This is a genomic window from Ponticaulis profundi, from assembly GCF_042659465.1.
Taxonomy (GTDB): domain Bacteria; phylum Pseudomonadota; class Alphaproteobacteria; order Caulobacterales; family Hyphomonadaceae; genus Ponticaulis; species Ponticaulis profundi.
Map to the genome: position 1 here is coordinate 116352 of NZ_JBHSSW010000028.1, position 23892 is coordinate 140243.

27 protein-coding genes are annotated in these 23892 nt (G+C 54.3%); 13 read left to right on the forward strand and 14 right to left on the reverse strand.

Annotated features, from left to right (window positions below):
* The first annotated feature begins 28 nt into the window (after positions 1-28).
* Complete coding sequence (cobB, locus tag ACFQDM_RS14305) at positions 29-742, forward strand: Sir2 family NAD+-dependent deacetylase (RefSeq protein WP_377380153.1); 714 nt, start codon at positions 29-31, stop codon at positions 740-742.
* Here cobB and ACFQDM_RS14310 read toward each other — a convergent pair.
* Genes ACFQDM_RS14310 through ACFQDM_RS14320 form a run of 3 tightly spaced genes read right to left on the reverse strand, consistent with a single transcriptional unit; the run spans position 734 to position 3385 of the window.
* A complete protein-coding gene (locus ACFQDM_RS14310; protein WP_377380155.1) occupies positions 734-1948 on the reverse strand; it encodes a DUF418 domain-containing protein in 1215 nt (404 codons plus the stop codon). The genes cobB and ACFQDM_RS14310 overlap by 9 nt on opposite strands.
* Positions 1941-2390, reverse strand: coding sequence for an MmcB family DNA repair protein (locus ACFQDM_RS14315; protein WP_377380157.1), 450 nt, complete (start codon positions 2388-2390; stop codon positions 1941-1943). Before ACFQDM_RS14315 ends, ACFQDM_RS14310 begins: the two co-directional genes overlap by 8 nt.
* Positions 2387-3385: an NAD(P)H-dependent glycerol-3-phosphate dehydrogenase gene (locus ACFQDM_RS14320; RefSeq protein WP_377380159.1), complete on the reverse strand. Its 999-nt coding sequence runs from the start codon at positions 3383-3385 to the stop codon at positions 2387-2389. The genes ACFQDM_RS14315 and ACFQDM_RS14320 overlap by 4 nt, the downstream gene beginning before the upstream one ends.
* A 65-nt stretch (positions 3386-3450) precedes the next feature.
* On the opposite strand from ACFQDM_RS14320, the gene ACFQDM_RS14325 reads away from it, so the two are divergent.
* Positions 3451-4038, forward strand: a complete 588-nt coding sequence (locus ACFQDM_RS14325; RefSeq protein ID WP_377380161.1) for a TetR/AcrR family transcriptional regulator — start codon at positions 3451-3453, stop codon at positions 4036-4038.
* A 46-nt stretch (positions 4039-4084) separates the two neighbouring features.
* Here the strand turns inward: ACFQDM_RS14325 and ACFQDM_RS14330 are convergent, their stop codons facing one another.
* Positions 4085-5428 carry an ATP-dependent DNA helicase gene (locus ACFQDM_RS14330; protein ID WP_377380163.1) on the reverse strand — a complete coding sequence of 448 codons (1344 nt, stop codon included), beginning with the start codon at positions 5426-5428 and terminating at the stop codon, positions 4085-4087.
* Positions 5429-5491: 63 nt separating this feature from the next.
* On the opposite strand from ACFQDM_RS14330, the gene ACFQDM_RS14335 reads away from it, so the two are divergent.
* Together ACFQDM_RS14335 and ACFQDM_RS14340 are read left to right on the forward strand one after the other, a co-directional pair.
* A complete protein-coding gene (locus tag ACFQDM_RS14335; RefSeq protein WP_377380165.1) occupies positions 5492-6238 on the forward strand; it encodes a HesA/MoeB/ThiF family protein in 747 nt (248 codons plus the stop codon).
* A 70-nt stretch (positions 6239-6308) separates the two neighbouring features.
* Positions 6309-7337: an alpha/beta fold hydrolase gene (locus ACFQDM_RS14340; protein ID WP_377380167.1), complete on the forward strand. Its 1029-nt coding sequence runs from the start codon at positions 6309-6311 to the stop codon at positions 7335-7337.
* Here ACFQDM_RS14340 and ACFQDM_RS14345 read toward each other — a convergent pair.
* Positions 7334-8320, reverse strand: a complete 987-nt coding sequence (locus ACFQDM_RS14345) for a 2-hydroxyacid dehydrogenase (RefSeq protein ID WP_377380169.1) — start codon at positions 8318-8320, stop codon at positions 7334-7336. The genes ACFQDM_RS14340 and ACFQDM_RS14345 overlap by 4 nt on opposite strands.
* 154 nt (positions 8321-8474) lie before the next feature.
* Between ACFQDM_RS14345 and ACFQDM_RS14350 the strand changes: the two genes are divergently transcribed.
* The 7 genes from ACFQDM_RS14350 (at position 8475) to ACFQDM_RS14380 (ending at position 13577) form a co-directional block, all read left to right on the forward strand.
* Complete coding sequence (locus tag ACFQDM_RS14350; protein WP_377380171.1) at positions 8475-9065, forward strand: SH3 domain-containing protein; 591 nt, start codon at positions 8475-8477, stop codon at positions 9063-9065.
* A 53-nt stretch (positions 9066-9118) separates the two neighbouring features.
* On the forward strand, positions 9119-9649 hold the full coding sequence (gene fabA / locus ACFQDM_RS14355; protein WP_377380173.1) for a bifunctional 3-hydroxydecanoyl-ACP dehydratase/trans-2-decenoyl-ACP isomerase: 531 nt from the start codon (positions 9119-9121) through the stop codon (positions 9647-9649).
* Between the two features lie 6 nt (positions 9650-9655).
* Positions 9656-10411 (forward strand): 7-carboxy-7-deazaguanine synthase QueE, encoded by a 756-nt coding sequence (locus tag ACFQDM_RS14360; RefSeq protein ID WP_377380175.1) that lies wholly within the window; start codon positions 9656-9658, stop codon positions 10409-10411.
* Positions 10412-10511: 100 nt separating this feature from the next.
* On the forward strand, positions 10512-11240 hold the full coding sequence (locus ACFQDM_RS14365) for a helix-turn-helix transcriptional regulator (RefSeq protein ID WP_377380177.1): 729 nt from the start codon (positions 10512-10514) through the stop codon (positions 11238-11240).
* A gap of 120 nt (positions 11241-11360) precedes the next feature.
* Positions 11361-12173: an enoyl-ACP reductase FabI gene (locus ACFQDM_RS14370; protein WP_377380179.1), complete on the forward strand. Its 813-nt coding sequence runs from the start codon at positions 11361-11363 to the stop codon at positions 12171-12173.
* 23 nt (positions 12174-12196) lie between these two features.
* A complete protein-coding gene (locus ACFQDM_RS14375) occupies positions 12197-12619 on the forward strand; it encodes a GFA family protein (RefSeq protein ID WP_377380181.1) in 423 nt (140 codons plus the stop codon).
* 94 nt (positions 12620-12713) lie between these two features.
* Positions 12714-13577: a hypothetical protein gene (locus ACFQDM_RS14380; protein ID WP_377380183.1), complete on the forward strand. Its 864-nt coding sequence runs from the start codon at positions 12714-12716 to the stop codon at positions 13575-13577.
* Here ACFQDM_RS14380 and ACFQDM_RS14385 read toward each other — a convergent pair.
* On the reverse strand, positions 13487-14095 hold the full coding sequence (locus tag ACFQDM_RS14385) for a thiamine phosphate synthase (RefSeq protein WP_377380185.1): 609 nt from the start codon (positions 14093-14095) through the stop codon (positions 13487-13489). The two genes, ACFQDM_RS14380 and ACFQDM_RS14385, sit on opposite strands and share 91 nt — an antisense overlap.
* On the opposite strand from ACFQDM_RS14385, the gene ACFQDM_RS14390 reads away from it, so the two are divergent.
* Complete coding sequence (locus ACFQDM_RS14390; protein ID WP_377380188.1) at positions 14095-14763, forward strand: YggS family pyridoxal phosphate-dependent enzyme; 669 nt, start codon at positions 14095-14097, stop codon at positions 14761-14763. The genes ACFQDM_RS14385 and ACFQDM_RS14390 overlap by 1 nt on opposite strands.
* A 1-nt stretch (position 14764) precedes the next feature.
* Here ACFQDM_RS14390 and ACFQDM_RS14395 read toward each other — a convergent pair whose 3' ends face one another.
* From ACFQDM_RS14395 to thiE, 3 genes are all read right to left on the reverse strand, one after another.
* Positions 14765-15523, reverse strand: coding sequence for a hypothetical protein (locus ACFQDM_RS14395; protein WP_377380190.1), 759 nt, complete (start codon positions 15521-15523; stop codon positions 14765-14767).
* Positions 15524-15588: 65 nt separating this feature from the next.
* The gene (locus ACFQDM_RS14400) at positions 15589-16038 is read right to left on the reverse strand and encodes a YcgN family cysteine cluster protein (protein WP_377380192.1); all 450 of its coding nucleotides are present in this window, start codon (positions 16036-16038) and stop codon (positions 15589-15591) included.
* Positions 16035-16700, reverse strand: coding sequence for a thiamine phosphate synthase (thiE, locus tag ACFQDM_RS14405; protein ID WP_377380194.1), 666 nt, complete (start codon positions 16698-16700; stop codon positions 16035-16037). The genes ACFQDM_RS14400 and thiE overlap by 4 nt, the downstream gene beginning before the upstream one ends.
* A 217-nt stretch (positions 16701-16917) precedes the next feature.
* Between thiE and ACFQDM_RS14410 the strand changes: the two genes are divergently transcribed.
* Positions 16918-17640 carry a hypothetical protein gene (locus ACFQDM_RS14410; RefSeq protein WP_377380196.1) on the forward strand — a complete coding sequence of 241 codons (723 nt, stop codon included), beginning with the start codon at positions 16918-16920 and terminating at the stop codon, positions 17638-17640.
* A gap of 60 nt (positions 17641-17700) precedes the next feature.
* Here ACFQDM_RS14410 and ACFQDM_RS14415 read toward each other — a convergent pair whose 3' ends face one another.
* From ACFQDM_RS14415 to ACFQDM_RS14435, 5 genes are all read right to left on the reverse strand, one after another.
* The gene (locus ACFQDM_RS14415; RefSeq protein WP_377380198.1) at positions 17701-18594 is read right to left on the reverse strand and encodes a fructose bisphosphate aldolase; all 894 of its coding nucleotides are present in this window, start codon (positions 18592-18594) and stop codon (positions 17701-17703) included.
* A gap of 35 nt (positions 18595-18629) precedes the next feature.
* Entirely contained in the window at positions 18630-19832 is a 1203-nt protein-coding gene (locus ACFQDM_RS14420; RefSeq protein ID WP_377380200.1) for a phosphoglycerate kinase, read from the reverse strand.
* Complete coding sequence (locus ACFQDM_RS14425) at positions 19832-20470, reverse strand: class I SAM-dependent methyltransferase (protein ID WP_377380201.1); 639 nt, start codon at positions 20468-20470, stop codon at positions 19832-19834. Before ACFQDM_RS14425 ends, ACFQDM_RS14420 begins: the two co-directional genes overlap by 1 nt.
* A 281-nt stretch (positions 20471-20751) precedes the next feature.
* Positions 20752-21759 (reverse strand): type I glyceraldehyde-3-phosphate dehydrogenase, encoded by a 1008-nt coding sequence (gap, locus tag ACFQDM_RS14430; protein WP_377380203.1) that lies wholly within the window; start codon positions 21757-21759, stop codon positions 20752-20754.
* Positions 21760-21968: 209 nt separating this feature from the next.
* Positions 21969-23720: an alpha/beta fold hydrolase gene (locus ACFQDM_RS14435; RefSeq protein ID WP_377380205.1), complete on the reverse strand. Its 1752-nt coding sequence runs from the start codon at positions 23718-23720 to the stop codon at positions 21969-21971.
* Positions 23721-23892: the final 172 nt, after the last annotated feature.

Below are 23892 nucleotides of genomic sequence, written 5' to 3' on the forward strand. Positions count from 1 at the left end.
GGAATAGAGCACTTTGAAGGAGATTTGAATGCAGGGCGTCAGGATCGTTGTGCTGACGGGGGCAGGCATATCTGCCGAAAGCGGTATGGGGACGTTTCGCGACAAGGATGGCATCTGGACGAAAGTGCCGCTGGAAGATGTGGCAACTCCGGAAGGCTTCGCGCGCAATCCGCAGCTCGTGCATGATTTTTACAATGCGCGCCGCGCGGCTTTGAAGCCCGCAAAACCAAATGCCGCGCATTTCGCACTGGCCGAGCTTGAGCGGGCGATGCGGGATGCTGGCGGCGATCTCCTCATTGTCACGCAGAATGTTGATAACCTTCATGAAAAGGCCGGGTCGGAGAATGTGCTTCATATGCATGGCGAACTAACCAAGGTATTCTGCGGCTCATGCCATCACAAACTCGACTGGTTTGATGACTTGGGGCTGGTCGATGTCTGTGGTCATTGTGGGAAAGAAGGGTTGATGCGGCCAGATGTCGTGTGGTTCGGAGAGATGCCGTATCACATGGAAAATATTTATCAGGCACTTGGCCAGGCTGATCTGTTTGTTTCGATCGGTACGTCGGGGTCGGTGTATCCTGCCGCCGGTTTCGTCAATGAGGCGCGGATGAATGGTGTGTCCACTCTGGAGCTCAATCTGGAGCCATCTGAAAACGCCCACGCTTTCGACGACGGACGATATGGTGCCGCGAGTGAGATTGTTCCTGCGTGGGTCGATGACGTGTTAAAGTCAGCCTGATGCGGTTCTGCCATAGGTCCAGCGGCGTAGAAGGATTTCCATCGGTCCGCGTTTGAAGCGCAGCAACCAAATGCTGCAAAAGCTCAATGTAAACAGTCCTGTTATCAGTGCGATCGCGATGGCCTGAAATGCGGTGACCTTCCCGAACAGCCCAAGGCCATATCCGCAAAATACCAGCGACAGGATCAGAGACTGCATCAGATATGCGGAGAGTGTCGCAGAGCCACCGCGCGCGAGGAAGCGCCGGACGGGTCCTTGCGGACCCTCACAGAGCTTCGCAATCCATCCTGCATATCCAAATGTTGAAAACGGTGATGCTGCCAACAGAATGGCAAGAGCAAAGAGCGCTGTGGAGCTGTCTCGTGTTTCGGCTTTCAGATAAAGCGCAGCGCCTGCAAAGCTGGCGACCAGCCCAAGCGGTAGCAGTACCCAGCGCGCTGTTTTCCAGAATGGTGCGTGCGGGTCCTGCAGCAAGCCTGTGCGCTGCCAGGATAAGCCAATCAGAAAAAAGCCAAGTGCGGCAATTGCCTGAACCATAATGAATGATGGCAAGAGTGTTGGGAGCGTCTGAAGGCGCAGGAGCGCAACGTCTCCGAAACTGCCTTCAGACCAAACAATATTGGATTTTTCGGAGGCAAGCCGAGCTTGCGTCAGTCCCGCCTGGAATTCTTCCTGGAAGGTTGGATCTGGAATATTCTCGACCAGAAAGAGGCTTGATGCGCCGAGCAGAAGCAGGCTGAACTGAACCGCAATCAGAATAATGCCAATGCGGAACAGCATTTTCGGCGTCTCATTTCTCAGGAAAAAGAGGACGGAGCCGAGCAGGGCATAGGTCACTAGGATGTCGCCAATGAAAAAGAAAATGGCGTGCAGGAGGCCGAGTATCAGAAGCCCGGTAATCCGACGAAAATACCGCGCCTTGAAATTTGCGCGGGCACGTTCTGCCGCCTCGATTTGATATCCAAGACCTGCGCCAAACATCAGCGAAAACAGGGAATAGGACTTCAATAGGAAGACTGCGCTTACCAGCAGAGCGGCTGTCTGGCTTGCCGTGCCGGCCAGCGCTGCATCGGGATAGCCCGTCATCATGTTCGAGGCGAAAATCTCAACATTCACCAGCACGATGCCGATCAGCGCCCATGCGCGCAGCAGGTCAGGTAAAACATCGCGCTTTGAGCCCTCACGCATTGTCGTGGCCTCAGACATCTATGGCGAGTATGTCGCCAAACTGCAGTGCCATCGTTCGGCGTGCGGCTTGTCTGGCGATTTTCAGTGTTAGCGATTTGCGTCTCGCACCAGCAATCTTATGTTCCGGCGCAGGTCTTGTCAGAGCGCCGCCGAATTGATCGGCGATAATCAGGCCTGTGTCTTTAGGTATAAGCTCTTTGGGAAACTCTTCTGAAACGGCGAAGAACAGCCGATCGCAAAATGGCCGGTATTCGTGCCATTTGCCATCACTCTCATAGTCCGCACGACAGGATTTGACTTCCACTATCCAGATCTCGCCCTTATCGCTGATTGCCATTATATCGCTTCGCCGACCATTAGCGAGGCGCATCTCGGTGACGCACGCCATGGCCATCTGATCAAGCAGACGAAGCGCGCCAATTGTGACCGCGCGAGTGGTTTCCGGGATGGTTAAAGTCATCTCATGATTTCAGCCTTGAATGGCCGATCGAGCAAGACGGAAATTGCTTCATCCATCGACATGGATTCATTCAACACGGCATTCACAGTGCGGCAGACTGGCATACGAACATCATATTGTTCCGCTAGCGAAACAATGCCGGGCGCCGTAGCGACGCCCTCGGTCACGGCTTTTCTGGAAGACAGAATCTCTTCGGGCGATTTGCCTTCGCCAAGCGCCTTCCCAAAACTCATATTTCGCGATTGAGAGGAGGAGCATGTCAGCACCAGATCACCGAGACCACAAAGTCCCGACAGCGTGTCGGCTTTCGCGCCCATCGCAACACCAAGGCGCACCATTTCCGCATATCCGCGGGAGATCAGCGCTGCATGCGCAGATCGACCAAGACCCAGCCCCTCAACAGCGCCCGTAGCAATCGCGAGCACATTTTTGACGGCACCACCAATTTCTGCGCCAATCAGGTCATCGCTCCAATAGGGGCGAAACTCTGGTCGTCCAATGCTTTGCATCCAGACTTCGCCCATGTCCCGGTCTGGACAGGCAAGAGTGACAGCCGTCGGCAGCCCTAGCGCAACATCCTTGGCAAAACTTGGTCCGGACAGAACAGCGACACGGGCTTTCGGCAGAGTTTCTTTCACGACATCGGTCATGAGTTTCAGTGAGCCGCGTTCCACACCCTTGGCGCACAACGCAATCGGCATGTCTGCCGGGATGACATCCTGAAGCTTCTCGAACACGCCTCTGGCGAACTGGGCAGGGACAACGGCGAGCAAGGCATCACAATCGGCCATTTCGGCCAGATCATTCGTGGCATCAATCTTGGGTAGGGGCACATCTGGCAGGAAATCCGGATTACCGCGTCCTGCGCTCAGAGCTTCTGCAACGGACGATTCAAGTGCCCAGAGTTTGACGTTTCGGCCAGCTGCATGCGCAGTATAGGCCAGTGCCGTTCCCCATGCGCCGCCGCCAAGAACGCCAATTTTCTGAAATGTCATGATGTCGAGGCCTTTGAGTTGAAGTTCTGATTGATGATTCAATAATTCAATCTAATAGTGTCCGGATGGACGACCGAACAGATACTCGTGATGCAATCCTTCACGCTGCAACTGAGCGTATCCTGCATTATGGATATGGCAAAACCACTATGGCAGAAATTGCCAAAGATTGTGACATGTCTGCGGGAAATATCTATCGCTTTTTCAAGTCGAAGCTCGACATTGCCGAGGCTTTGGCAAGGAAAGCGAATACAGAAACATTTCAAGTTTATGCGGATATGGCGCGCGATGACGCAAGTTCAGCAATCACCAGATTGCGACAATTCTTTCATCTCCGTATGAATCGAACCTTCGAATTGCTTGCATCGAATGCAAAGCTTCTTGAGGTTGCTGAAGTGCTTGCGGACGATCGCCCGACCTTTGCCAATGAACAACTTGCTCAGGAACGCATTTACATCGTTCAGATACTTGAGCAAGGGATATCCAGCGGAGAACTCAGGCCTCAGAAAGATACGACATTCACGGCTGAAATGATGCAGATGGCCTTTATGAAATTCAGCTATCCGCAGCTATGGTCGCATTTGACACTCGACAAGTTAGAGCGCGAAGTTGATGGGGTTTTTGACCTGATGGAAGCGGCGCTGAAGGCGTAGTTTTTCATCTAAACTCTGAACGCCTGGCATTCTGTTTAGCGGATAATCAGAGCAATTCGTTTTCACGGGGCTGAAAGCCCGCGATCAGATAATCATCTGTATCTTCGACGATATCAAGCTTTCCAAAATCAAAGGCGCGTCGATCGAACACAAGATCAGTCGGGCGAAGAGGCCGCGAGATATCCAGTCCATCAAGCGACCGCGCTCTGGAAAAGGCGACATAGGCCTGACCGTGAGCAAACATGCCATAGTCGAAATCGATATACACGCGGTCGAGTGTGAGACCCTGTGACTTGTGAATGGTCACGGCATAAGCGAGCCTTATCGGTAGCTGTTTGAAAGAACCGACTACAGAACGGTCGACCTTGTCTGTATCCCGGTCCAGCTCATACCGGTACTTTTCCCATACGGCCTGCTCAATGCGGTAGGTGTCGCGGTTGATTTTGACAAAGCAGGCATCGTCTTCGAAGCCGGTGACTTCACCAATCGAGCCGTTCACCCATCGGCCTTCCGGGTCATTCTTGATCAGCATCACCCGTGCGCCGACTTTGAGTTCCAGAATGTTTTCGGTCGGATGGGCCTTATCTTCGAATTGTCCGTCAACTCTTGCCTGGAAGGCATACATGTCGCCATCCAGCGCCTCAAGGCGGGCCTTGTTGATACGGTTCGCGGCTGCATTGTTGGGTGTGAGAACAATGTGGGTCTCACTCGCTTCTATGGCTGTTCGCCCGGAAATCCTGGCGTGCAGCGCTTCGGCATCGTCGCGGGACAGTCGACCGTTCCGGATGCTGTTAAGCAGTGTCAGAAAGGTTGGGTCGCTTTGCCGGAAGACGTGTTTCATTGCGACGAGAGCAAATGCGCCGCGTTGAAAAGCTTCGGCCCGAAAGAAGTAGGGGTTGCCATAGCGCTCCTCGAGAATCTCACCTTCCTCGCGGCCGACAACGGGCGGCAATTGGTGCAAGTCACCACTAAGGATCATACGCACGCCACCGAAAGGTTTTTTGGAGCCGCGATTGAGCTGGAGCGATTTATCGATGGCATCGAGCATGTCGGCTCGGACCATCGAAATCTCATCGATGATGATGGTATCGAGCTTCTTGATGAGGCGTGCATTTCGCAGGCGTTTCACATCGCCGCCGTCCAGCAGGCGAGGTGGAAACTTGAAGAATGAGTGGATGGTCTGACCACCGACATTCATCGCTGCAATGCCGGTTGGGGCGAGCACGATGGCTTTCTCGCCAGCATCGTGCAAGAAGCGACGCAGAAGCGTGGTTTTGCCGGTGCCTGCGCGACCAGTCAAAAAGACATTTCCGGTTGGAGACCGCTCTTCACCACTGATCCAGGCCAGCGGAACAGATTGGGTCAGATTCGGAGTTTGATCCTTGCTCATCTTGAAGCCTTCATCAGGACAGCCCAGTAAGAAGATTACGAACCCGCATTGAGGCTCTTCAGAATGACACCGCAACAGCTTGAGCGCTATAAACGACACCTCCTCGTGAAAGAAATCGGCGGTCCTGGCCAGCAAAAATTACTGCGAGCGCGGATCATCATCGTGGGTGCCGGTGCTCTGGGCGGTCAGATGGCGATTACACTCGCTGCTGCAGGGATCGGATTTATTCAGATTTTTGACGATGATCGGGTGGACCTGTCCAATCTGCAGCGTCAGACGCATTTTGTGACGTCGGATGTGGGCGCCTTGAAGGTCGATGCCCTGAAAGCGCGCATCGCTAGCCTGAATCCCGGTGTTGAAATCGGCGCGGTGTCGGAACGTTGGTCGCCGGAACACAGCATGGGCGACGCGAACATCATACTGGACGGTACAGACAATTTCGAAAGCCGTTTTGAAATCAATAGATGGAGCCGACAGGCTGGCATTCCTTTTGTTTCGGGCGCAGTGGCTGGCTGGCAGGGGCAAAGTCTCCTTGTGAATGTGCCAGACATCGAGGCTTGCCCCTGCTATCAATGCTATGTGCCGGAAGCGCCGCCTCAGGCTGGCGATTGCAATGATCGCGGTGTCGTCGGAGCTGTCACCACACTGACAGCCAATCATATGGCGATGATTGCCCTTCAATATATCCTGGGCCTTCAGCCGAAACCGGGCCGGTTGTGGTTAATGGACGGATTGGGGGATCGAACCCGTAATATTGCGCTTTCTCAGGACCCGAATTGCCCTGTCTGTTCTATTTTAGATTCGGCTTAAGTTTCACTTGAAACCCCCGCGGGCCTGTTGCATGTGTCGTGACACTTTTGTGACAGTGTAAGATGGTGAAATGCGTCGTCGTTTACTTATTGTTGGGCTCGTTGTGGCCGCGGCGATCGCCGCATGTTGGCTGATTTTGCGTCGCGACCCGATTCCATATGAGACGCTGGAGGCGCGCTATGGCCGCGAGGCCTCAAAATTCCTGACACTGGAAAATGGTCTGATTGTTCATATGACTGATGAGGGGCCGCCTGATGGGCCAGTCGTCATTCTTTTGCATGGTTTTGCCTCATCTTGGGCAACCTGGGATGCCTGGGCAGATGGTCTGGCTGATGAATACCGGGTGCTTCGCTTTGATTTACCGGGGCATGGTCTGACACGTGTTCTATCGGATACGGATTTGTCGACCGAGGGTCTTGTCACGTTCGTCGATGACGTTGCCGATGAGCTGGGCCTCCAGCAGTTTACACTGGCTGGCTCCTCCATGGGCGGACATACTGCCTGGCGATTTGCACTCGCCCATCCGGAAAGGCTGGATGCGCTGATACTCGTGGCAGCAGCGGGATTGCCTGAGGCTGATGCTGGGGAAGAGCCGCCTGTCGTCTTTCAGATGATCGAGAATCCGTTTGTTCGACCGATCATCAAGGACCTCGATGTATCTCCGCTGATCCGTGATGGGTTGATGTCATCTTTTGTGGATCCGGAATTCGTCACCAATCAGATGGTCCGGGAATATGCTGACCTTGCGCGTGCGCCCGGTCACCGCGCTGCTCTGATTGCGCTGGCAACGCGTGACCGCACAGATGCTGCAGCTTTTGAAGCTCGATTGTCTGAAATATCCGTGCCGGTGCTGGTTCTGCATGGGCGCGAGGACAAGATCGTGCCGCCGGGGTTTGCGAACCGCTATGGGGAGCAGATCCCGAATTCTGAAGTTATTTTCTACGATCAGATCGGACATCTGCCTCAGGAAGAAGCCGCAGCTCAGTCGTTGGCAGATGCAAAAGCATTTCTCATCAATGCTCTGGTGAGTGATGAAAGTGAGGTTCCGGAAACGGCCATAGACGATGTGAATATGGCCGAGACCGAACCGCTCGATTAAAGCATGGAGGGGATGACGCGATCTGGCGGCTTGTGACCATCAACGAAGGTCTTGATGTTGATGATGACCTTTTCGCCCATTTCGGTGCGGCCTTCTTCCGTTGCTGAACCAAGGTGCGGCAGTAGCACCACATTTGGCAGCTTTTTCAGCATCGGATTGATTTCAGGTTCATTCTCGAACACGTCGAGACCGGCGCCTGCGATCTTGCCAGCCTCCAGCGCACGGCCGAGTGCGGCCTCGTCAATCACCTCGCCGCGTGAAGTATTCACGATGTAAGCGTGGGGCTGGATGAGATCCAGGCGGCGTGCCGTCAGCAGGTGATAAGTTGCTGGCGTGTGTGGACAGTTCACTGAAATGAAGTCCATGCGCGACAGCATCTGATCCAGGCTGTCCCAATAGGTTGCTTCAAGCGCTGATTCGATATTCGGGCTGACCGGCTTTCGATTGTGATAGTGAATTTGCATGCCGAAGGCTTTTGCCCGGCGCGCGACAGCCTGCCCAATTCGACCCATGCCAATAATGCCGAGCCGTTTTCCGGAAATGCGTCGGCCCATCATCCAGGTGGGGGTCCAGCCCGTGAACTCGTCATTCTCGATGGCCTTGACGCCTTCAATCAGGCGACGCGGGACTGCCAACAGGAGGGCCATGGTGATATCGGCAGTATCGTCGGTGAGCACCCCTGGTGTATTGGTTACCGTGATGCCGCGCTGCGTAGCAGATTGCAGGTCGATATTGTCAAAGCCCGCACCGAATTGGGCAATGAGGCGGAGATTATCACCGGCACGTGCGAGAACGCGGCCATCAAGCTTGTCTGTCACGGTCGGCACGAGAATATCAGCGCGGGCAACTGCGTCCGCCAGAGCGTCCTGAGACATCGGCTCGTCAGTGAGGTTTAACTCAGCATCAAAGAGTTCCTTCAAGCGAAGTTCTACGACGCCTGGCAGGCGCCGCGTAACGATGACTTTGAGTTTCTGAGAGCTCATCGTGTCCCTATCCTGATCTTTTTCTTATCCCTAGCAAAACAGGTCGCTTAGGCCAATCTGCAAGAGAAATTGAAATTTAATCGCCTGTGTTTACGACCGATTCACCTAAATCGGCAAAATTTTCCAGATCAAATTAACCCTGGGACATGTAAACATGAAAATAGTCGTCGCGGCGATTGTTATGGCGCTCGGATCCTTCACCTTCTCGGCGTTCGGCCAGACAGCGAAGGTGGAACAGAGTTCTGCTGTTTCCGGTATGACTGTGCGCATTAGCGCCTTTTCTGGCAAGCCTGTTCCTCGCTTTGAATCTCTGAAATATGCGGCTGTTCATGGCCGGACCGGACCAAGCCTCGAATATCCGATTGCATGGCGCTATGAGCGTCAGGGGTTGCCGGTCATGGTGGTTAAGGAATCGCGCGATTGGCGTATGGTGCGCGATCCATCCGGCGATGAAGTCTGGATGCATGCGCGCACGCTCGGCGGCCAGCCGAGTGTTCTGATCTTTGGCGATGCGGCGGTTGACCTGAAGAGTCACCCGAAGGCCAATTCCCGCGTGATTGCACGCATGGAGCCTGGTAACGTTGCAACGCTCATCGGTTGTGAAGGTGCGTTCTGCCAGGTTTATGTTCAGCATCGCAAAGGCTGGGCGGCAAAATCGCAGCTTTGGGGTGCGCCAGGAACATCTGCGCAACCAGTGGAACGGCAACTGGCACGTTTGTCAGCCCCTACTATTGAGTCTGACTAAGGCCTCTGCTACGGCCAATCCACACTAAAATAGTGCGATGAAGGATCATATTCTTGGCCGAGACATTCACACCACAGTCGTCGTATAACCGCGAAGAATTGATCGAGAGCGGTCGCAACAGTCTGTTTGGCGAAGGCAATGCACAATTGCCTGCTCCGCCAATGCTTATGATGGACCGCATCACGGAAATCACCCTCGATGGTGGTACGAAGGGCAAAGGCAATATGGTTGCCGAGCTCGATATTGATCCATCGCTCTGGTTTTTTCAGTGCCACTTCATCGGCGACCCGGTTATGCCGGGCTGTCTGGGGCTTGATGCAATGTGGCAGTGCGTCGGCTTCTGGCTTGGCTGGAGCGGTTCGCCCGGCAAAGGTCGCGCCTTGGGTGTTGGTGAGGTGAAGTTCACCGGACAGGTGACGCCCGATGTCAAAACCGTGCGCTATGAAATCGATATCAAACGCGCCATGCGTGGGCGGCTGGTGCTCGGTATTGCGGATGGCAATCTCTATGCCGATGACAAGCTGATCTACACAGCAAAAGACATGCGGGTTGGTCTGTTCCGCCCGGAAGAAATGGCTAAGTGAGTCTGAATGACGGATTCGGTTCTCAGGCTGGCAGTGGATGATCGCGGCGAGCCTGAGATTTTTCACTCCATTCAGGGGGAAGGGGCGAGCCTTGGGGCGCCCCGTGTTTTTATTCGGCTCTCGGGTTGCAACCTGCACTGCAAATGGTGCGACACAGCCTATACTTGGAATTTCAACGGCACGCCGTTCGAGCACGAAGATCAGATCAAGTTCGATCGCGCCGAGGAGATGCTGACGCAAACGATTGATGCGGTCGTTTCGCGCGTCGCGCCACTCAATCCATCGGGAATTGTTTTGACGGGCGGAGAGCCGCTACAGCAACAGGCGAAACTGCCTGCGCTGATTGACGCTATCAAATCCGAATGCGGCCCGGTTTGGACTGAAATCGAAACCAATGGCTCGATCCGACCAACAGACGAGCTGATCGCTCGTGTAAACCAATTTAATGTCTCGCCCAAGTTGGCCCATTCAGGCAATGATCTGAAAATAGCTCAACGGGCAGATGTGCTGGCGCGATTTGCTGAGCTTCCGGCAAGCTGGTTCAAATTCGTCATTGAAAACGAGCAGGACCTCGCCGAAGTGACGACGCTCGTCAGGACATACCGGATTCCAGCCGATCGCGTGTTTTTGATGCCGCTGGGGCGCGACCCGGAAACGATACGCGCACGCAGCAAATGGCTGTCTGATATCTGTGTGAAGATGGGGTATCGGTTCACAGACCGGCTTCACATCCATCTTTTCGGCGATACGCGCGGGACGTGACTTTACGCTACGATATTGATCCAGGTTAAATTTACGCCGTTCGTCAGGGTGTTTTTTCGGCCTAACTCATGATAGCGTTCAAAGAAAATCGCGTCTGAAAATGGATATCGAGCAATACATTCTCAATTTGAGTGAGATGACCAGCAAGGAAGAACTGGTCGGGTATTTCACGGAACAATCGACCGCACTGGGGGCTGGTGCTGTTGGTGGGTATCCATTGATTTATGGTGAAACCCGCGAGGACAGTGGCTGGCAGCCCTATGTCACCACGTTTCCGAAAAAGATACGGGATTTTTATCGCGAGTTTGCCGCCATGGATGATCCTTTCATGGAAGCGGCACTGGTCAAGGGAAGCCCGGTCCAATACTCGCGGGTCCGTGATCAGATGCGCTGGAATGATGTTCAGATCCGATTCTTCAATATGCTGGAAGAGGTCGGCTTGCGGGATGGCGTTGGCACGCCTGTCTGTCCGAAGCCTGGCGTTGTTGCTTATTTCGTGATCGCTTTTCCCGATGTGCGCCCAGAAATGAGTTGGCCGGAACTTCGAAAAATATACCTGTATTTCAATGAGTTTTTCATTCGCTACTGGAAACTCTCTGAAAGTGACCGTGTTCGGGTTTCCATGCGCGAACGTCAGATTCTGGTCGGAATCATGAAGGGCAAATCAAAAGCCGAGATCAGTGAAACACTGGGGCTGTCAGCGCATACGATTGATACTTATACCCGCCGCTGCTTTGAAAAGCTGAAGGTGAAAAACCGCACGGAAGCAGCCGTGAAGGCTTTCGGACTGGGGCTTGCCTATTCTGACAGCCGGATCGACGAAGGTTAAGCTGCCGGTTTTCGGTCTAATCCATGGTCATCGCTGGAGTTGATTCTCTCACCCTGTCAGCTTGACGGGTCCTTAGCGACAGCATAGCGAATGTTCCAGACCACTTTTGAGGAGGATCCCATGGCAGATTGGATTATGCCGGAAGGTAATTTAATGGCTGGAAAGCGCGGCGTCGTGATGGGCGTAGCGAACCAGAACTCGATCGCATGGGGCATTTCTCAACAACTTGCCGCTCAGGGCGCTGAAATCGCTTTCACCTATCAGGGAGAATCGCTTGAGCGCCGGGTCCGCCCTCTGGTCGAATCTATCGGCATGGATACGATGATCCCGGCTGACGTAACCGATGACGCCTCTATGGACGCAGCGTTCGCAGCCATCAAGGAGAAGTGGGGCACGATCGACTTTCTGGTTCACTCGATCGCTTTTGCCGGTAAGGAAGAGCTGCAGGGATCCATGGTTGCTAACACCACGCGTGAAGGTTTCCGTCGCGCGATGGATATTTCCGTCTTCTCTTTCATCGATAGCGCACGCCGTGCATCCGAGCTGATGCCAGATGGTGGCTCGATGATCTGTATGACCTATCTCGGCGCTGAACGCGTCATCCCGTCTTACAATGTCATGGGCGTTGCAAAGGCCGCGCTCGAAGCATCGACGCGCTACGCGGCTCGCGACCTCGGTCCGCAAGGCATTCGCGTTAACGCGATCTCTGCGGGTGCGATGCGCACACTTTCGCTCGCTGGTATCAAGGGTAGCAAGTCTCTCATGAGCACAGGCAAGGACATGTCACTGCTGAAAGAGAATACGCGCATGGAAGGCGTTGCAGGTTCGGCTCTTTATCTCCTTTCAGACCTTGGGCATTCTGTGACAGGTGAAGTGCTTCACGTCGATGCAGGCTTCCATGTCGTCGGCGTTCCTGAACCTTCTGAAGAATAATCTGAAAGAACACGGGTGATCGAATGTCCAAAGCGTTTACGGCCAGATGTGAATGCGGCGGACTAAAGGTCATTTGCAAAAGTACGCCGGACAGTCTTGTTCAGTGTCATTGTTCCGATTGCAAAGCCCGAACGGGCAGTCCGTTCGGGCTCGGGGCTTATTTTCAGGCCGGTCAGTTCGAAATACATGGCGTTTCCAAACGCTTTGTTCGAAAGGCCTCGTCGGGAGCTGACTTCACACAGTTTTTCTGCCCAGCCTGTGGGACGACCCTATTCTGGAAAACAGCGCGGCACCCTGATGGCCTTGGGGTCGCAGCAGGCAATTTTCTGGATTTGCCGGAGACGACACCGTCTCGTTCTGTATTCGACGATGACCGTTGTGCATGGCTTGCGCCGTTGAATGTCCCGACCTTCAGAAAGGGACGCGATTCAGAACGTTTGCAATAAGTCCGGCAATCGCGGAACACGCGGACAGGGAAGCTGACTTGACGAAATATCGAAAAGCAATAACGTCTTATCGATATAAGGAAAGTTCAGTTTCATGCGCGGCGCTATTCAACAAAAAATTGTAACTGCGTCTTCTCTGGCGGTCTTCTGGCTGGTCGTCGGTGCTGTTCCCGCCGTTGCTGAAAATCTGGCGTTTGAACCAGATGCACCGGTTTTACTGCACATCTTCGCTTTCATACTTCTGTACGGGCACATATTGGGCGGCGCTGTTGGTCTGTTGAGCGGTGTCGTGGCGATCGCATCTCCAAAGGGTAAGCCCGTGCACCGCATTGCCGGCACCACATTTTTCGTATCCATGTTTATTGCCTATTTGATCGGTGCTGGCGTGGCGCCATTTCTGAATGAAGGCCAAAGGCCGAACTTTGTTGCTGGCGTAATGGCGCTTTATCTGCTCGTCACATCGTGGTTGGCGGCGAAGCGTCCCAATCCCGCGGTGGGATGGATCGAATACGTTGGGCTTATCACATCCTTGTTTATTCTGTCGGCGGGTGCGCTGTTCATGTATCAGGGTAGCCGGCATCCCACCGGCACCGTCGATGGGTCGCCGTCAGAAGCCTTTTTGCTCTTCCTCATTGTTGGCGTGTTTGCCGCTATTGGTGATCTGCATGTCATTATTCGAAAAAAGCTCGTCGGGGTGATGCGTATTTCACGTCACCTCTGGCGTATGTGCATGTCGCTATTCATCGCAGCGGGCTCGTTTTTTCTTGGTCAGCAACAAGCGCTTCCGGAATTTATGGTTGGAACGTTCTGGCAATTTGGTCCGGTGCTGTTTCCGGTCGTCGCGCTCATAATCTGGCAGGTTTTGGTTCACTTGCCAAAAAAGCCCTCTATCGCTGCTAATCCTGCTCCCCTGCAGACTGAACCGGCTGTCGAACCATTGACGCCGCCGAGCGCATAAACCAGCTTGTTGCTGGTTTGGATGAGACTGCGAAAACGGATCGGTCCCATCGCGCTCCCAGCGCTTGGGCTCTTGGAAGGGAAAACCACCGAAAACAAAACTGCATCACAGACGGCTTGTCTCATCCCGGCTGGGGAGTGAACGGATTGCGTCTGAAAAGTGAAACGTGTCCGCCAGCTACGGGCCTGATGGGCGAGGGCCTCTGGCCAGTGCACGCCGTCAGCTTGAGCGGCTATGGCGAGATGAGGATCATTGGAAATCAAAAGCGGTATGCCGCGCTTGGTGCAGGCCTTGCGTAGCTTCGAGGCCAGTTCCATGCGATCGTCCTCGCCGAAATGCCGGTAGATGACACCTACACCGGGGGGGAGGGTCTCAATCAAGCTGGCAGGATCTGGCGTTCGCCCCGGATCTGTCAGAAAGAATCCGCCCGGCCAGGGGAATGGCATTTGACGGCTGGCTTCTCGCACGGCAGAAGCCATTCTACGTTTTAAGCCTTGCCCAGAAACGGAGAGCGGCATTGTCAGAGACCTTTCAGAGACATCTTGATGAGATAGAAGACCGTATTCTGAAAGCCTGTCAAAAGGCGGGGCGCTCTGAGCGCCCTGAACTTGTTGCTGTTTCCAAGCGCCAGTCCGAAGATCGCATAGAGGCTGCGCTCGCCTCCGGCGTGCGTATTTTCGGGGAGAACCGCGTTCAGGAGGCACAGGAGCGCTGGAGCGAACGACGAAGCGTCTATCCTGATCTCAAGCTGCGCCTGATCGGTCCGTTGCAATCGAAGAAATCAGAAGATGCAGTCGCCCTTTTTGATACGATTGATGTGCTGGATCGCGAGAAACTTTGCCGGACACTGGCCGATGCCATTCAGAAGCTCGGTAAGGCGCCAGACATTCTCGTGCAGGTCAATACGGGCGAGGAGCCTCAGAAATCGGGCGTTCTTCCGAGTGAGCTAAGCGATTTCATTGATCGTGTTTGTCCGGATTACGATATTTCTCCTGTTGGGCTGATGTGTATTCCGCCGGCAGATGAGCCTGCCGGGCCACATTTTGCGTTGCTCGCGAGGCTTGCAGAACGACATGGCCTGACGCAGCTTTCCATGGGAATGAGCGGTGATTTCGAAACGGCTATATTGTATGGCGCGACACATGTCCGTGTCGGCTCGGCCCTGTTCGGTGCCCGCGACAGCTAGATTATTTGCACCCCGTTTTGGCATAAACGAAATCATCACCCTGTTTCAGCATCCAGCTCCAGTCATCACCATCTTCGACTTCACACCAGATTTCGTCACCGAGCGAACGGTCAATGCAGCCCTGAACACGTAGGCATTTACCGGCTTCGACGTGACCGACCAGAGAGGATTCGCCGCCTGCCATAAAATGCAGGTTGAGGCTTTCCAGGGTGAAAACAGGTGGATGAAAGGCCGCCGATGCTGGCAGGCCAGTATCGTCCTCATCTGCGCAAAGCCGTGTGTCGGCATATCGTATGCAGTCGTCGGAACCGGATGGTCGATTGTATAGTGAAGGGCGCTCGCTCAGCAATCTGTTGGGACGCTCCGGACGCGCTGTTCTGGGACTCAATGTTGCATCCGCTGAATGGTCGGTTGCGGGCTCTGGCCGGTGCAGTCTTATGAACTCATTCGTTTCCAATTGTCCGATATAACCGGCTTCCGCGCGATACACGAGCGTTAGAACAGATTCACCCTGACCGTTCAGAAAGCGTATCTTTTGCGTTTCTGGAATGATGTAGCGCCTGATAGGCGGCAGTCCGCATCTCGGTTCAACCATTTCGATGCGGCCTTCGCCGATCCGGTCGGCGTCTTCTGTCAGGCGAAGGCGGCACGTCCCTTGCGGGCTTTCGACGACCCAATGCTCGGTCAGCGCCGAATCAAGAGAAAGCGCAGTAAGTGGACAGAGCAACAACACCCCTAAGGCGAGGATCGAGTTTTTCATGACACGCTCCGGTTGTTAGCCTCATTCTGCGCGTTCGTTCGTTGAGCGTCAAATGCGGTTCAGGCCTAGGGCTCGTTGCCTTCCCAGTCGACGATCCAGTCGAGCTGGTCTTCATCCAGTACCGTTTCTTCGGAAACGACCCGCCCCATAATGGAGTGGCCCTGTTCATGAACACTGGTTTGAGTGCCGCTGATCAGTGGGTGCCAATCAAAAAGCGGCTTGCCCTCATTAAGTCGCCGATAGGCGCATGTCCTGGGCATCCATTTCAAAGCGCTCAGATTATCCGGTGTCAGCTTTACGCAATCTGGAACGAAGGCTTTTCGGTTCTCATAATTCGAACATCGGCAAGTGTCCGGATCGAGAAGTTTGCAGTGCAGACGCGTATACGCGATCTCGCCTGTATCTTCATCCTCCAGCTTAAGCAGACAGCATTTTGCGCAGCCATCGCAAAGCGCTTCCCACTGCTCATTGCTCATGTCCGACAATGGGGTTGTTTCCCACCATGGCTTCGTCATGATGCGGCTTCGTTTGAGACGGTGTCAAAAATCATGTTCAGGCGCTCAATGGCGGCTTTTGGACCATCGGCAAAGTTCCAGACCCCTGATGATAGAGCCAGAAAGTCAGCACCAGCCCGAACGAGTGCTTCAGCATTGTCTGGTGTGATGCCGCCAATTGCAACGCATGGAAGCTCCATCATTTCCTGCCACCATGTCAGGAGCTCCGGAGTGGCTTCTGTCGGTGCTTTTTTGGTTTCGGTTGGAAAGAAAGCGCCAAACGCCACATAGTCCGCGCCCTGTTCGCCCGCGACCATGGCGAGGTGTCGGCTATCATGACAGGTCACCCCGACAATGCCGTTTGGTCCAACCCATTTTCGGGCTTCCTGATAGGACATATCAGATTGACCGATATGCACACCGTCGGCAGCAAGTTCGGCCGCCAGGTCGGCTCGGTCATTGATGAGAACCGCAATATCTCGGTCCTGAACTTTCTCGGTGATCCGTTCGGACAGGCGACGCGTGGCGTCGGCGTCGACCGTGACCCCATCCTGTTCCTTCATCCGTATTTGAAGACAGGCGACATCTCCGCCATCCAGCGCATGAAGCAGCTGTGATTCGAACGCCTGGATGTCGTCTATGGCAGGCGGTGTGATCAGGTAAAGTCTGGCTCGATGTTGCATACACGTCTTGGACGTAAAAGCGGCTCATTCGTCAAGTCATTCCTGCGCACGGTAGCCCCGCTGACAAATGGCGAGCGCGCGGAAATCGTTAACATCCCACGCAATTCTATAAAACGTGTTCAACATGCATTAAGAAATTTTTGCGACCTTAGGTTTAGGAAGAGGGAAAGTTGTATTCGGGGGAATCGTGAGACGGATCGGGTATATTGCAGGAGGCGTGAGCGCGCTTGCCCTTACGTCTTTGGCTGCGGTCAGCATGCAGGACATGTGCGCAGAACGCCGACGGCTTGAGGCCGAGGCAACCAATCTTGTATCCGTTCAGGTCGACTGTGCGCAAGACCTCGGTGGAATCGCTGAGCACCGTTTTCCTATGTCCCCTGGCGAGGAGTTGAGGCAACTGTCCTGCACGGACGAGGCGACAGAGGTCATCGATACGAAAGATTGGTCCCTTGACGAGCGAACCGGACGTCTGCGTGAACAGGACTGGCAGGCATTTGCTGTTTCGAAGTCTGCTCCGGAGGGGGTTCAGAAGTTTGCAAATGAAGACGGTGTTCACCTGATGACAATCGGGAAGACCTTCAGGGGGCGTTATGGCCGACTGGTTGAACCTGCCTTTGTCGTCCGGTGTTCTTCGGAGCGAAGGACATCTGTTGTCTGGATGCTCGATGAAGTTTTACCGGACCGCGATATCAGCGTTCAGGTTCAGCTCGATTCCGGACCATTTCGTATGGTGCAGATGAGTGTCTCATCTGATCAGAAATCCATCGGTCTTTGGGATCAGAGGGATGCCATTTCATTCCTGCACGACATTGAACATGCGCAGTATATGAAAATCAGTATTCCTCAGGCTGACGGAGAAAGTCTCGAAACCGATTTTTCGCTGGAACGGTTGTCCTATTTGCTTCCGGGAGTGGGAACGGCCTGCCGCTGGCACAGCTGAGCAAAGAAAAACCCCTTGCTGCGAAGCAAGGGGTTCTCTGATTTCGTATGATCGTAGAGATCAGCCAGCTTTGGAGGCTTCATAGATGGAATCGATCGCCTCAGCGAGTTTCGCGTCGAATTCTTCATCACTTTGTTTCGCAGAAAGACCTTCGGTCAGTGCGCGTGAGAAGCTGGCGATCATGCCGCTGTTCTGCGCGAGCATAGCATTCGCCTCTTCGCGGGAATACCCACCAGACAGGGCGACAACACGCATGACGCGCGGATGCTCGATCGCTGGCGTGTAAAGGTTTGCTTTTGTCGGGAGCGACAGTTTCAGCATGACTTGCTTGTCAGCTGGGATCGTTTCCAGATTTTTCATGATCTCTGCGAGCAGAATGTCTTCTGCCTGAGCTTTATCAGAAATCTTGATGTTCACTTCTGGCTCGATGATCGGAACGAGGCCGTGCGCGAGGATTTGCTTGGCGACTTCGAACTGCTGCTCAACCACTGCAGCAATACCAGCCTGATTGGCGGCATTGATGTTGGAGCGCATTTTTGTGCCGAAAATGCCTTTAGAGACAGCTTTCTCCAGCAGAGCGTCGAGACCTGGGTTCGGCTTCATGACCTGCGCGCCGTTTTCCTCGTCGGCGAGACCCTTGTCGATCTTCAGGAACGGAACCACGCCGCACTCATTCCAGAGATATTCTGCCGTTGGCGTTCCATCGATGTCGCCGTCCATGGTGCGTTCGAACAGAATGGCACCCATGACTTTCTCGCCATTAAAGGCAGGCGACTTGATGATGCGGGACCGCATCTCATGAATGAGGGCAAACATTTCCTCATCGCCGGAATATTCATTCTCTTCGATACCATAGAGGCGAAGCGCTTTCGGTGTAGAACCACCGGACTGGTCAAGCGCTGCGATGAAGCCGTCTTTTTCGGCGGCTTGTTTGGTCATTTCTGGGTTTGCCATCAGTACTGTCCCTTTTCCCATAGTTTTTTGTTGTCTTACTTACCCTTGAGCGCTTCCACGCCCGGCAGGGGTTTGCCTTCCATCCATTCGAGGAAAGCGCCGCCAGCTGTTGAGATAAACGTAAAGTCTTCTGCAGCCTTGGCGTGATTGAGAGCAGCGACGGTATCGCCGCCACCGGCAACGGCGATCAGTTCGCCTTTTGCTGCGCGTGCGCCAGCCGCTTTTGCGGCAGCGACAGTTGCTGCATCGAAAGGCTCCATCTCGAATGCCCCGAGCGGGCCGTTCCAGATCAGTGTCTTTGCGACGTCCATAGCCGTTGCCAGTTGCACAACTGTCTGCGTGCCAGCGTCCAGGATCATCTCGTCTTCTGCAACGTCGTCCAGCCCGCATGTGCGGTTCGCGGCATTGGCTGCAAACTCTTTCGTAACGACAACGTCCAGTGGCAGAAGAATATCACAGCCAGAGGCTTTCGCATTGGCTTCGATCTGCTTTGCCGTATCAGCAAGGTCGTGTTCACAAAGAGATTTGCCGACATTGTGACCGCGCGCGGCAAGGAAGGTGTTTGCCATACCGCCGCCGATTGCCAGCGCATCAACCTTGGAAACGAGGTTCTTCAGAAGGTCGATCTTCGAGGACACTTTTGCGCCGCCAACAACGGCAAGCACAGGGCGTTTCGGTTCGCCCAGAGCTGCGTTCAGGGCATCCAGCTCCTTTTCCATGGACTTGCCAGCAAACGCAGGAAGGCGCTCGGCCAGACCGACTGTGGACACGTGTGCGCGGTGAGCCGCTGAGAACGCATCATTGACGTAAAGGTCGCCGAGCTTGGCAATCTCGTCAGCCAGCTCGCCATCATTCTTTTCTTCGCCTTTGTAATAGCGTGTATTTTCCAGCAGGATGATGCCGGTTGGTTCCAGCGCTTCGATTGCCGCTTTTGCTTCGTCACCCTTGCAGTCGCTGGCGAAAGCAACCGGGTGTCCGACCACTTTGGCAAAGGCTGAAGCTACGGGCTCAAGGCTCATTTCCGGAACTCGCTCGCCCTTTGGACGACCGAAATGTGCGAGCAGAGCCACTTTCGCACCTGCATTTCGAAGCGCGTTGACGGTGGCGACAGCTGCTACCAGACGGGTGTCGTCGGAGACTTTGCCTTCATCATTCATTGGCACGTTGAAATCGACGCGGACCAGTGCCGTTTTACCGGAGAGGTCTCCTGCATCTTCGATCCGTTTGAAATCCGCCATTACTTATTCCCCGTTTTTCGAAAGACCGCGCGGATGAGCGCCGCAGGGCCGGAATGGAAACTACCTTCTTCAAGCGTTTCAACGCCTGACATCATGCTGAGTGGCACAACATTTTCAAATTCGTCAGCAAGCGTGTCTGCGACGTAGAGCATGTTGGCATCGGGTGGCCCGCCAGAATTATACTTTTTCTGAAAGTCGATTTGGTCCTGGGTGAAACCTTCAAGAAAAAGCAGGCCGTCTGGTTTGAGGGCCTGCGTATAAAACTTGTGGAGTGGTTTTCGGACGTCGTGCGGCATGTGTCCAAACATGGTCGCCACCAGATCAAACGTTGCGACTGGCCATTCCCATTGGAAAAGATCAGCTTCGACGGTGGTAACGTTGACCTGCTTTTCCTGTGCAAGCTTCTGGGTTTTGGCCAATCCTTCCGCAGAAATATCGACAGCTGTTACATCAAGTCCCAATTGCGCCAGAAATACCGCGTCACGTCCCTCGCCGCAGGCCGGGATGAGTGCTGTCCTGCAATTGGCGGAAATGGTGTCAGCCCAGGCATGGAGCAGGCGACTCGCTCGTGTGCCATAGACGTATTCGTCCTGACCAAAGCGCGTATCCCAAAACTCTTTTGGAATGCCTTGTGACAATCCCATCCCCCGAACGCAACGCAGACAGTGCAAACCCACAAGAGGTTTAGCGTGCTCGTCTGTAATGTCCATAACGTGACCACCCGCAGATCGGGTGTTTCATGACTTTTACGCACTCTGCTCTCGAGAAAGTGCCATGCCCCTGGATGAGAGGAGCATTGACCAAAGCTCTTACCGGCCGATTCAAGCAAAAGAGCTATTGAAAAGAACCCGAGAAGATGACTTCCCGGGTTCTCTTATCTCGAGTGTATCGCCGCCAATCAGGCCGCTATACGACGCTGTTAGATGTGCTTCGACAGAGCGACAGCCGTATCAGACATACGTGTCGCAAAGCCCCATTCGTTGTCATACCATGACAGGATAGAGACCATGTTGCCGTCCATGACTTTTGTCTGGTCCATGTGGAAGATGGACGAGTGGCTGTCATGGTTGAAGTCAGTCGAAACAAGCTGGTTCGTTGTATAGCCCAGAACGCCTTTCAGCGGACCATCAGCAGCTGCTTTGATCGCTTCGTTCACTTCTTCAGTCGTCGTGGACTTCTTGGAGATGAACTTCAGGTCAACCACAGAGACGTTCGGCGTCGGAACGCGCATCGCGAAACCGTCCAGCTTGCCATTGAGTTCTGGAAGAACCAGACCGACAGCTTTTGCTGCACCCGTCGATGTCGGGATCATGGACATGGCCGCTGCGCGTGCACGGTAGAGATCGCCATGCATGCGGTCGAGCGTAGGCTGGTCACCCGTGTAAGAGTGAATGGTCGTCATGATGCCTTTTTCGATGCCGATGACATCGTTGAGGACTTTTGCGACCGGAGACAGGCAGTTCGTTGTGCAAGATGCGTTCGATACAACGAGGTCGTCAGAGGTCAGAACGTCATGGTTCACGCCGTAAACGATGGTTTTGTCAGCGCCGGAGGCCGGAGCAGAAACCAGAACGCGCTTGGCGCCAGCCGTCAGGTGCGCAGATGCTTTTTCCTTGCTGGCAAAGATGCCGGTGCATTCCATCGCGATATCGATGTCGAGTTCACGCCAGGGCAGTTCAGCAGGGTCACGAACAGCTGTGCAGAGGAATTCCTGATTGCCAGCTTTGATCTTGTCGCCGTCGACGGTCACTTCCACAGGAAGCTTGCCGTGTACGGAGTCGTACTGAAGCAGGTGCGCATTGGTTGCGACCGGACCCAAATCGTTAATCGCGACGACCTGAACGTCATCACGGTTGTGCTCGATGATCGAGCGAAGAACCAGACGTCCAATCCGACCAAAACCGTTAATAGCGACACGCACTGCCATAGTTACCTCCTCAATAGGCCCACCGGCCCTCATACACAGGCTGAGTTCCGGGCTTTCCTAGACCGGACAAGCCAAGTCGTCCAGATGCCGTAAGGCAAAACAGGAAATTGAACTGACGTTCTTTTCCAGAAAAAGCTGTGTGTTCAAAAAAAGTGGCGAAGATTTCAAAGTGTATGTCAGATGACATATGACAGTCTTCAGGTGGATGCTTACACACGGCCCTCGAAGAGGGTTGGAGTGTCTGGGGGGACGCATGCTCCGCCTTCTTCATCCTTCTCATTCCCCGCCATCTGAGTAATGATGTCTGCGAGTTTCCGCCAGGCTTTGTAGAAGACGAGCTCCCCGCAATCCGCAATCAATGTCAGTCTGGTGTTCGGTTGTACGTCCATCAGTTCTGATATGCGTTCGCCCGTCATTTGAGGATCTTCTGCGCCGACGATCAGATGGATGGGGCAGGTGAGCTCTGCGAGATCACGGAAGCCATCATAGTGGCAAAGCTCGAATTCGCGAGCGAACACTTCTGCGCCCTGAGAGAGCGAATGTGCGCAGGCGTTTCGTAACAAGGCGCGATAGACGGGGTGGCTCAGTACTTCCTGATCCGGGACCGAATGTGCGTATGCCTGGCTCAGATACCAGTCCGTGCCTTTCTCGCGCAGGATGCGCTGGCCAGTTCGGGCAAGCATGCGGCAGGCCCAAGGCGCCCGGTGAGCAAGGTCGAGAAAGGTGTTGTGCACAAGCGGCAAATGCTTGCGCCGACTTCGATCGTGCATTGGGAAAAAGCCACCGACGGAAATAAAGCTTTTGACTTTCTGCGGGTTGAGACGGGCAAAGCGGGCAATAGCGAGACCTGTGAGCGTGTGGCCGACCAGATGGAGTGGCGTCCCGCCCAGATGGTGATGGAACTCCTCCAGCGCGCTCATGGTGTCGTCGATGACGGATTTGTCTTTACGCAATTCGCTGTTGCCGAAACCGGGGCGGGACAAGGTCATCAGGCAGATGCCTTTGGCTCGAAACAGACGGTCGGCGTCCTCTGGAAGAGTTATACCAACAGCATTTCCGTGCAGCAGCACGAAAACTTTTCCACGCGGCGCGCCAAGCCAGGAATAGGCTAGCTTTCGTCCGGTCCGGTCCGTGAAAATGCGCTCGCGACCATATGGATCGCTCCAGGCCGGAATTTTCTGATTCTGAGAGCTTTCCATCCGGACGCACAAAAGCGCAAGCAAGCGGACGAGATCGACCTGCGAGTTCGCGCCTGTCTTGTTGAAGATTGACGTCAACTGCAGGCGAACTGTCCGGGAGGACGTGTTGCGCTCTTCTGCAATGGCGTTTGTATCGCGCAGGCGGAACAGTGCATGACAGATGTCGGCTTCGGCCTTTGTCAGGCCGAAGGCTTCCATCATGCCGCTTTTGACAGCGGGGGTCCATTCTGGATCAAGCAGGCGGATAACAAGGTTTCCAGACGTCGCGGTTTCGGATGAAATCGGAAAAATTTCAGCGATCCGGTCTTCAAGTGCTTGCGTCTCGACCCGCAAAATACCGTGCTGAAGATTGCCGCGTTCCCGCGCTGTCCGGCAGACAGATCGAAAGGCTTCCGTTGACTCCGCTGACACCCAGCTTTCGTCGGCCTTTTGCCCCTGAGTGTGACCAAACAGGCGTGTCCAGCCTTCATTTGCGCCAAGGACATAGTAATCCGGTGAAATGACGAGGGTCGGACTGGTCGTTTCGGAGAGAGCTTTATCGACTGGGTCGTTGAGGCTCCAGAGCGGTTTCTCTGCGACCAGCTGATCGGCTTTGGCTACATGCTGGCGCAAATGCGTAGAAAAATTCTGGTCTGTAGCGTGGTCACTGCGTGCCATGCGCTTTTGCCAGGCGGAGACGAGCGCATCAAACGCGTCAGCATCACTGACAACGCGGTAGCTCTGAGCGACGATGTCAAAATCTTCTTCGATCAGATCGCTCATGAATTTCTGTTCCGTATGATGGATGACATATGACGAGGGGCCAGAGCATATGATTGAAGGGCGCAAGAGAGGTTGGCGGCCCCGGGGGACACACACCTTTCAACCAGACCGTCTTCGCCCAGATGGTTTGAGGACTTAACAAGCGCGTTCCGGACGGAACGCGCTTCTTTTT

Excerpts from the sequence above, each read along its gene's own strand:
- ACFQDM_RS14340 (WP_377380167.1), top strand. The coding sequence starts at position 6,309 with ATGCGTCGTCGTTTACTTATTGTTGGGCTCGTTGTGGCCGCGGCGATC.
- ACFQDM_RS14325 (WP_377380161.1), top strand. The coding sequence starts at position 3,451 with ATGGACGACCGAACAGATACTCGTGATGCAATCCTTCACGCTGCAACT.
- ACFQDM_RS14345 (WP_377380169.1), bottom strand. The coding sequence starts at position 8,320 with ATGAGCTCTCAGAAACTCAAAGTCATCGTTACGCGGCGCCTGCCAGGC.
- cobB (WP_377380153.1), top strand. The coding sequence starts at position 29 with ATGCAGGGCGTCAGGATCGTTGTGCTGACGGGGGCAGGCATATCTGCC.
- thiE (WP_377380194.1), bottom strand. The coding sequence starts at position 16,700 with ATGCAACATCGAGCCAGACTTTACCTGATCACACCGCCTGCCATAGAC.
- ACFQDM_RS14400 (WP_377380192.1), bottom strand. The coding sequence starts at position 16,038 with ATGACGAAGCCATGGTGGGAAACAACCCCATTGTCGGACATGAGCAAT.
- ACFQDM_RS14370 (WP_377380179.1), top strand. The coding sequence starts at position 11,361 with ATGGCAGATTGGATTATGCCGGAAGGTAATTTAATGGCTGGAAAGCGC.
- ACFQDM_RS14375 (WP_377380181.1), top strand. The coding sequence starts at position 12,197 with ATGTCCAAAGCGTTTACGGCCAGATGTGAATGCGGCGGACTAAAGGTC.
- ACFQDM_RS14310 (WP_377380155.1), bottom strand. The coding sequence starts at position 1,948 with ATGTCTGAGGCCACGACAATGCGTGAGGGCTCAAAGCGCGATGTTTTA.
- ACFQDM_RS14330 (WP_377380163.1), bottom strand. The coding sequence starts at position 5,428 with ATGAGCAAGGATCAAACTCCGAATCTGACCCAATCTGTTCCGCTGGCC.
- ACFQDM_RS14360 (WP_377380175.1), top strand. The coding sequence starts at position 9,656 with ATGACGGATTCGGTTCTCAGGCTGGCAGTGGATGATCGCGGCGAGCCT.
- ACFQDM_RS14315 (WP_377380157.1), bottom strand. The coding sequence starts at position 2,390 with ATGACTTTAACCATCCCGGAAACCACTCGCGCGGTCACAATTGGCGCG.
- ACFQDM_RS14335 (WP_377380165.1), top strand. The coding sequence starts at position 5,492 with ATGACACCGCAACAGCTTGAGCGCTATAAACGACACCTCCTCGTGAAA.
- ACFQDM_RS14420 (WP_377380200.1), bottom strand. The coding sequence starts at position 19,832 with ATGGCGGATTTCAAACGGATCGAAGATGCAGGAGACCTCTCCGGTAAA.
- ACFQDM_RS14435 (WP_377380205.1), bottom strand. The coding sequence starts at position 23,720 with ATGAGCGATCTGATCGAAGAAGATTTTGACATCGTCGCTCAGAGCTAC.
- gap (WP_377380203.1), bottom strand. The coding sequence starts at position 21,759 with ATGGCAGTGCGTGTCGCTATTAACGGTTTTGGTCGGATTGGACGTCTG.
- ACFQDM_RS14385 (WP_377380185.1), bottom strand. The coding sequence starts at position 14,095 with ATGCCGCTCTCCGTTTCTGGGCAAGGCTTAAAACGTAGAATGGCTTCT.
- ACFQDM_RS14350 (WP_377380171.1), top strand. The coding sequence starts at position 8,475 with ATGAAAATAGTCGTCGCGGCGATTGTTATGGCGCTCGGATCCTTCACC.
- ACFQDM_RS14415 (WP_377380198.1), bottom strand. The coding sequence starts at position 18,594 with ATGGCAAACCCAGAAATGACCAAACAAGCCGCCGAAAAAGACGGCTTC.
- ACFQDM_RS14395 (WP_377380190.1), bottom strand. The coding sequence starts at position 15,523 with ATGAAAAACTCGATCCTCGCCTTAGGGGTGTTGTTGCTCTGTCCACTT.
- ACFQDM_RS14320 (WP_377380159.1), bottom strand. The coding sequence starts at position 3,385 with ATGACATTTCAGAAAATTGGCGTTCTTGGCGGCGGCGCATGGGGAACG.
- ACFQDM_RS14380 (WP_377380183.1), top strand. The coding sequence starts at position 12,714 with ATGCGCGGCGCTATTCAACAAAAAATTGTAACTGCGTCTTCTCTGGCG.
- ACFQDM_RS14365 (WP_377380177.1), top strand. The coding sequence starts at position 10,512 with ATGGATATCGAGCAATACATTCTCAATTTGAGTGAGATGACCAGCAAG.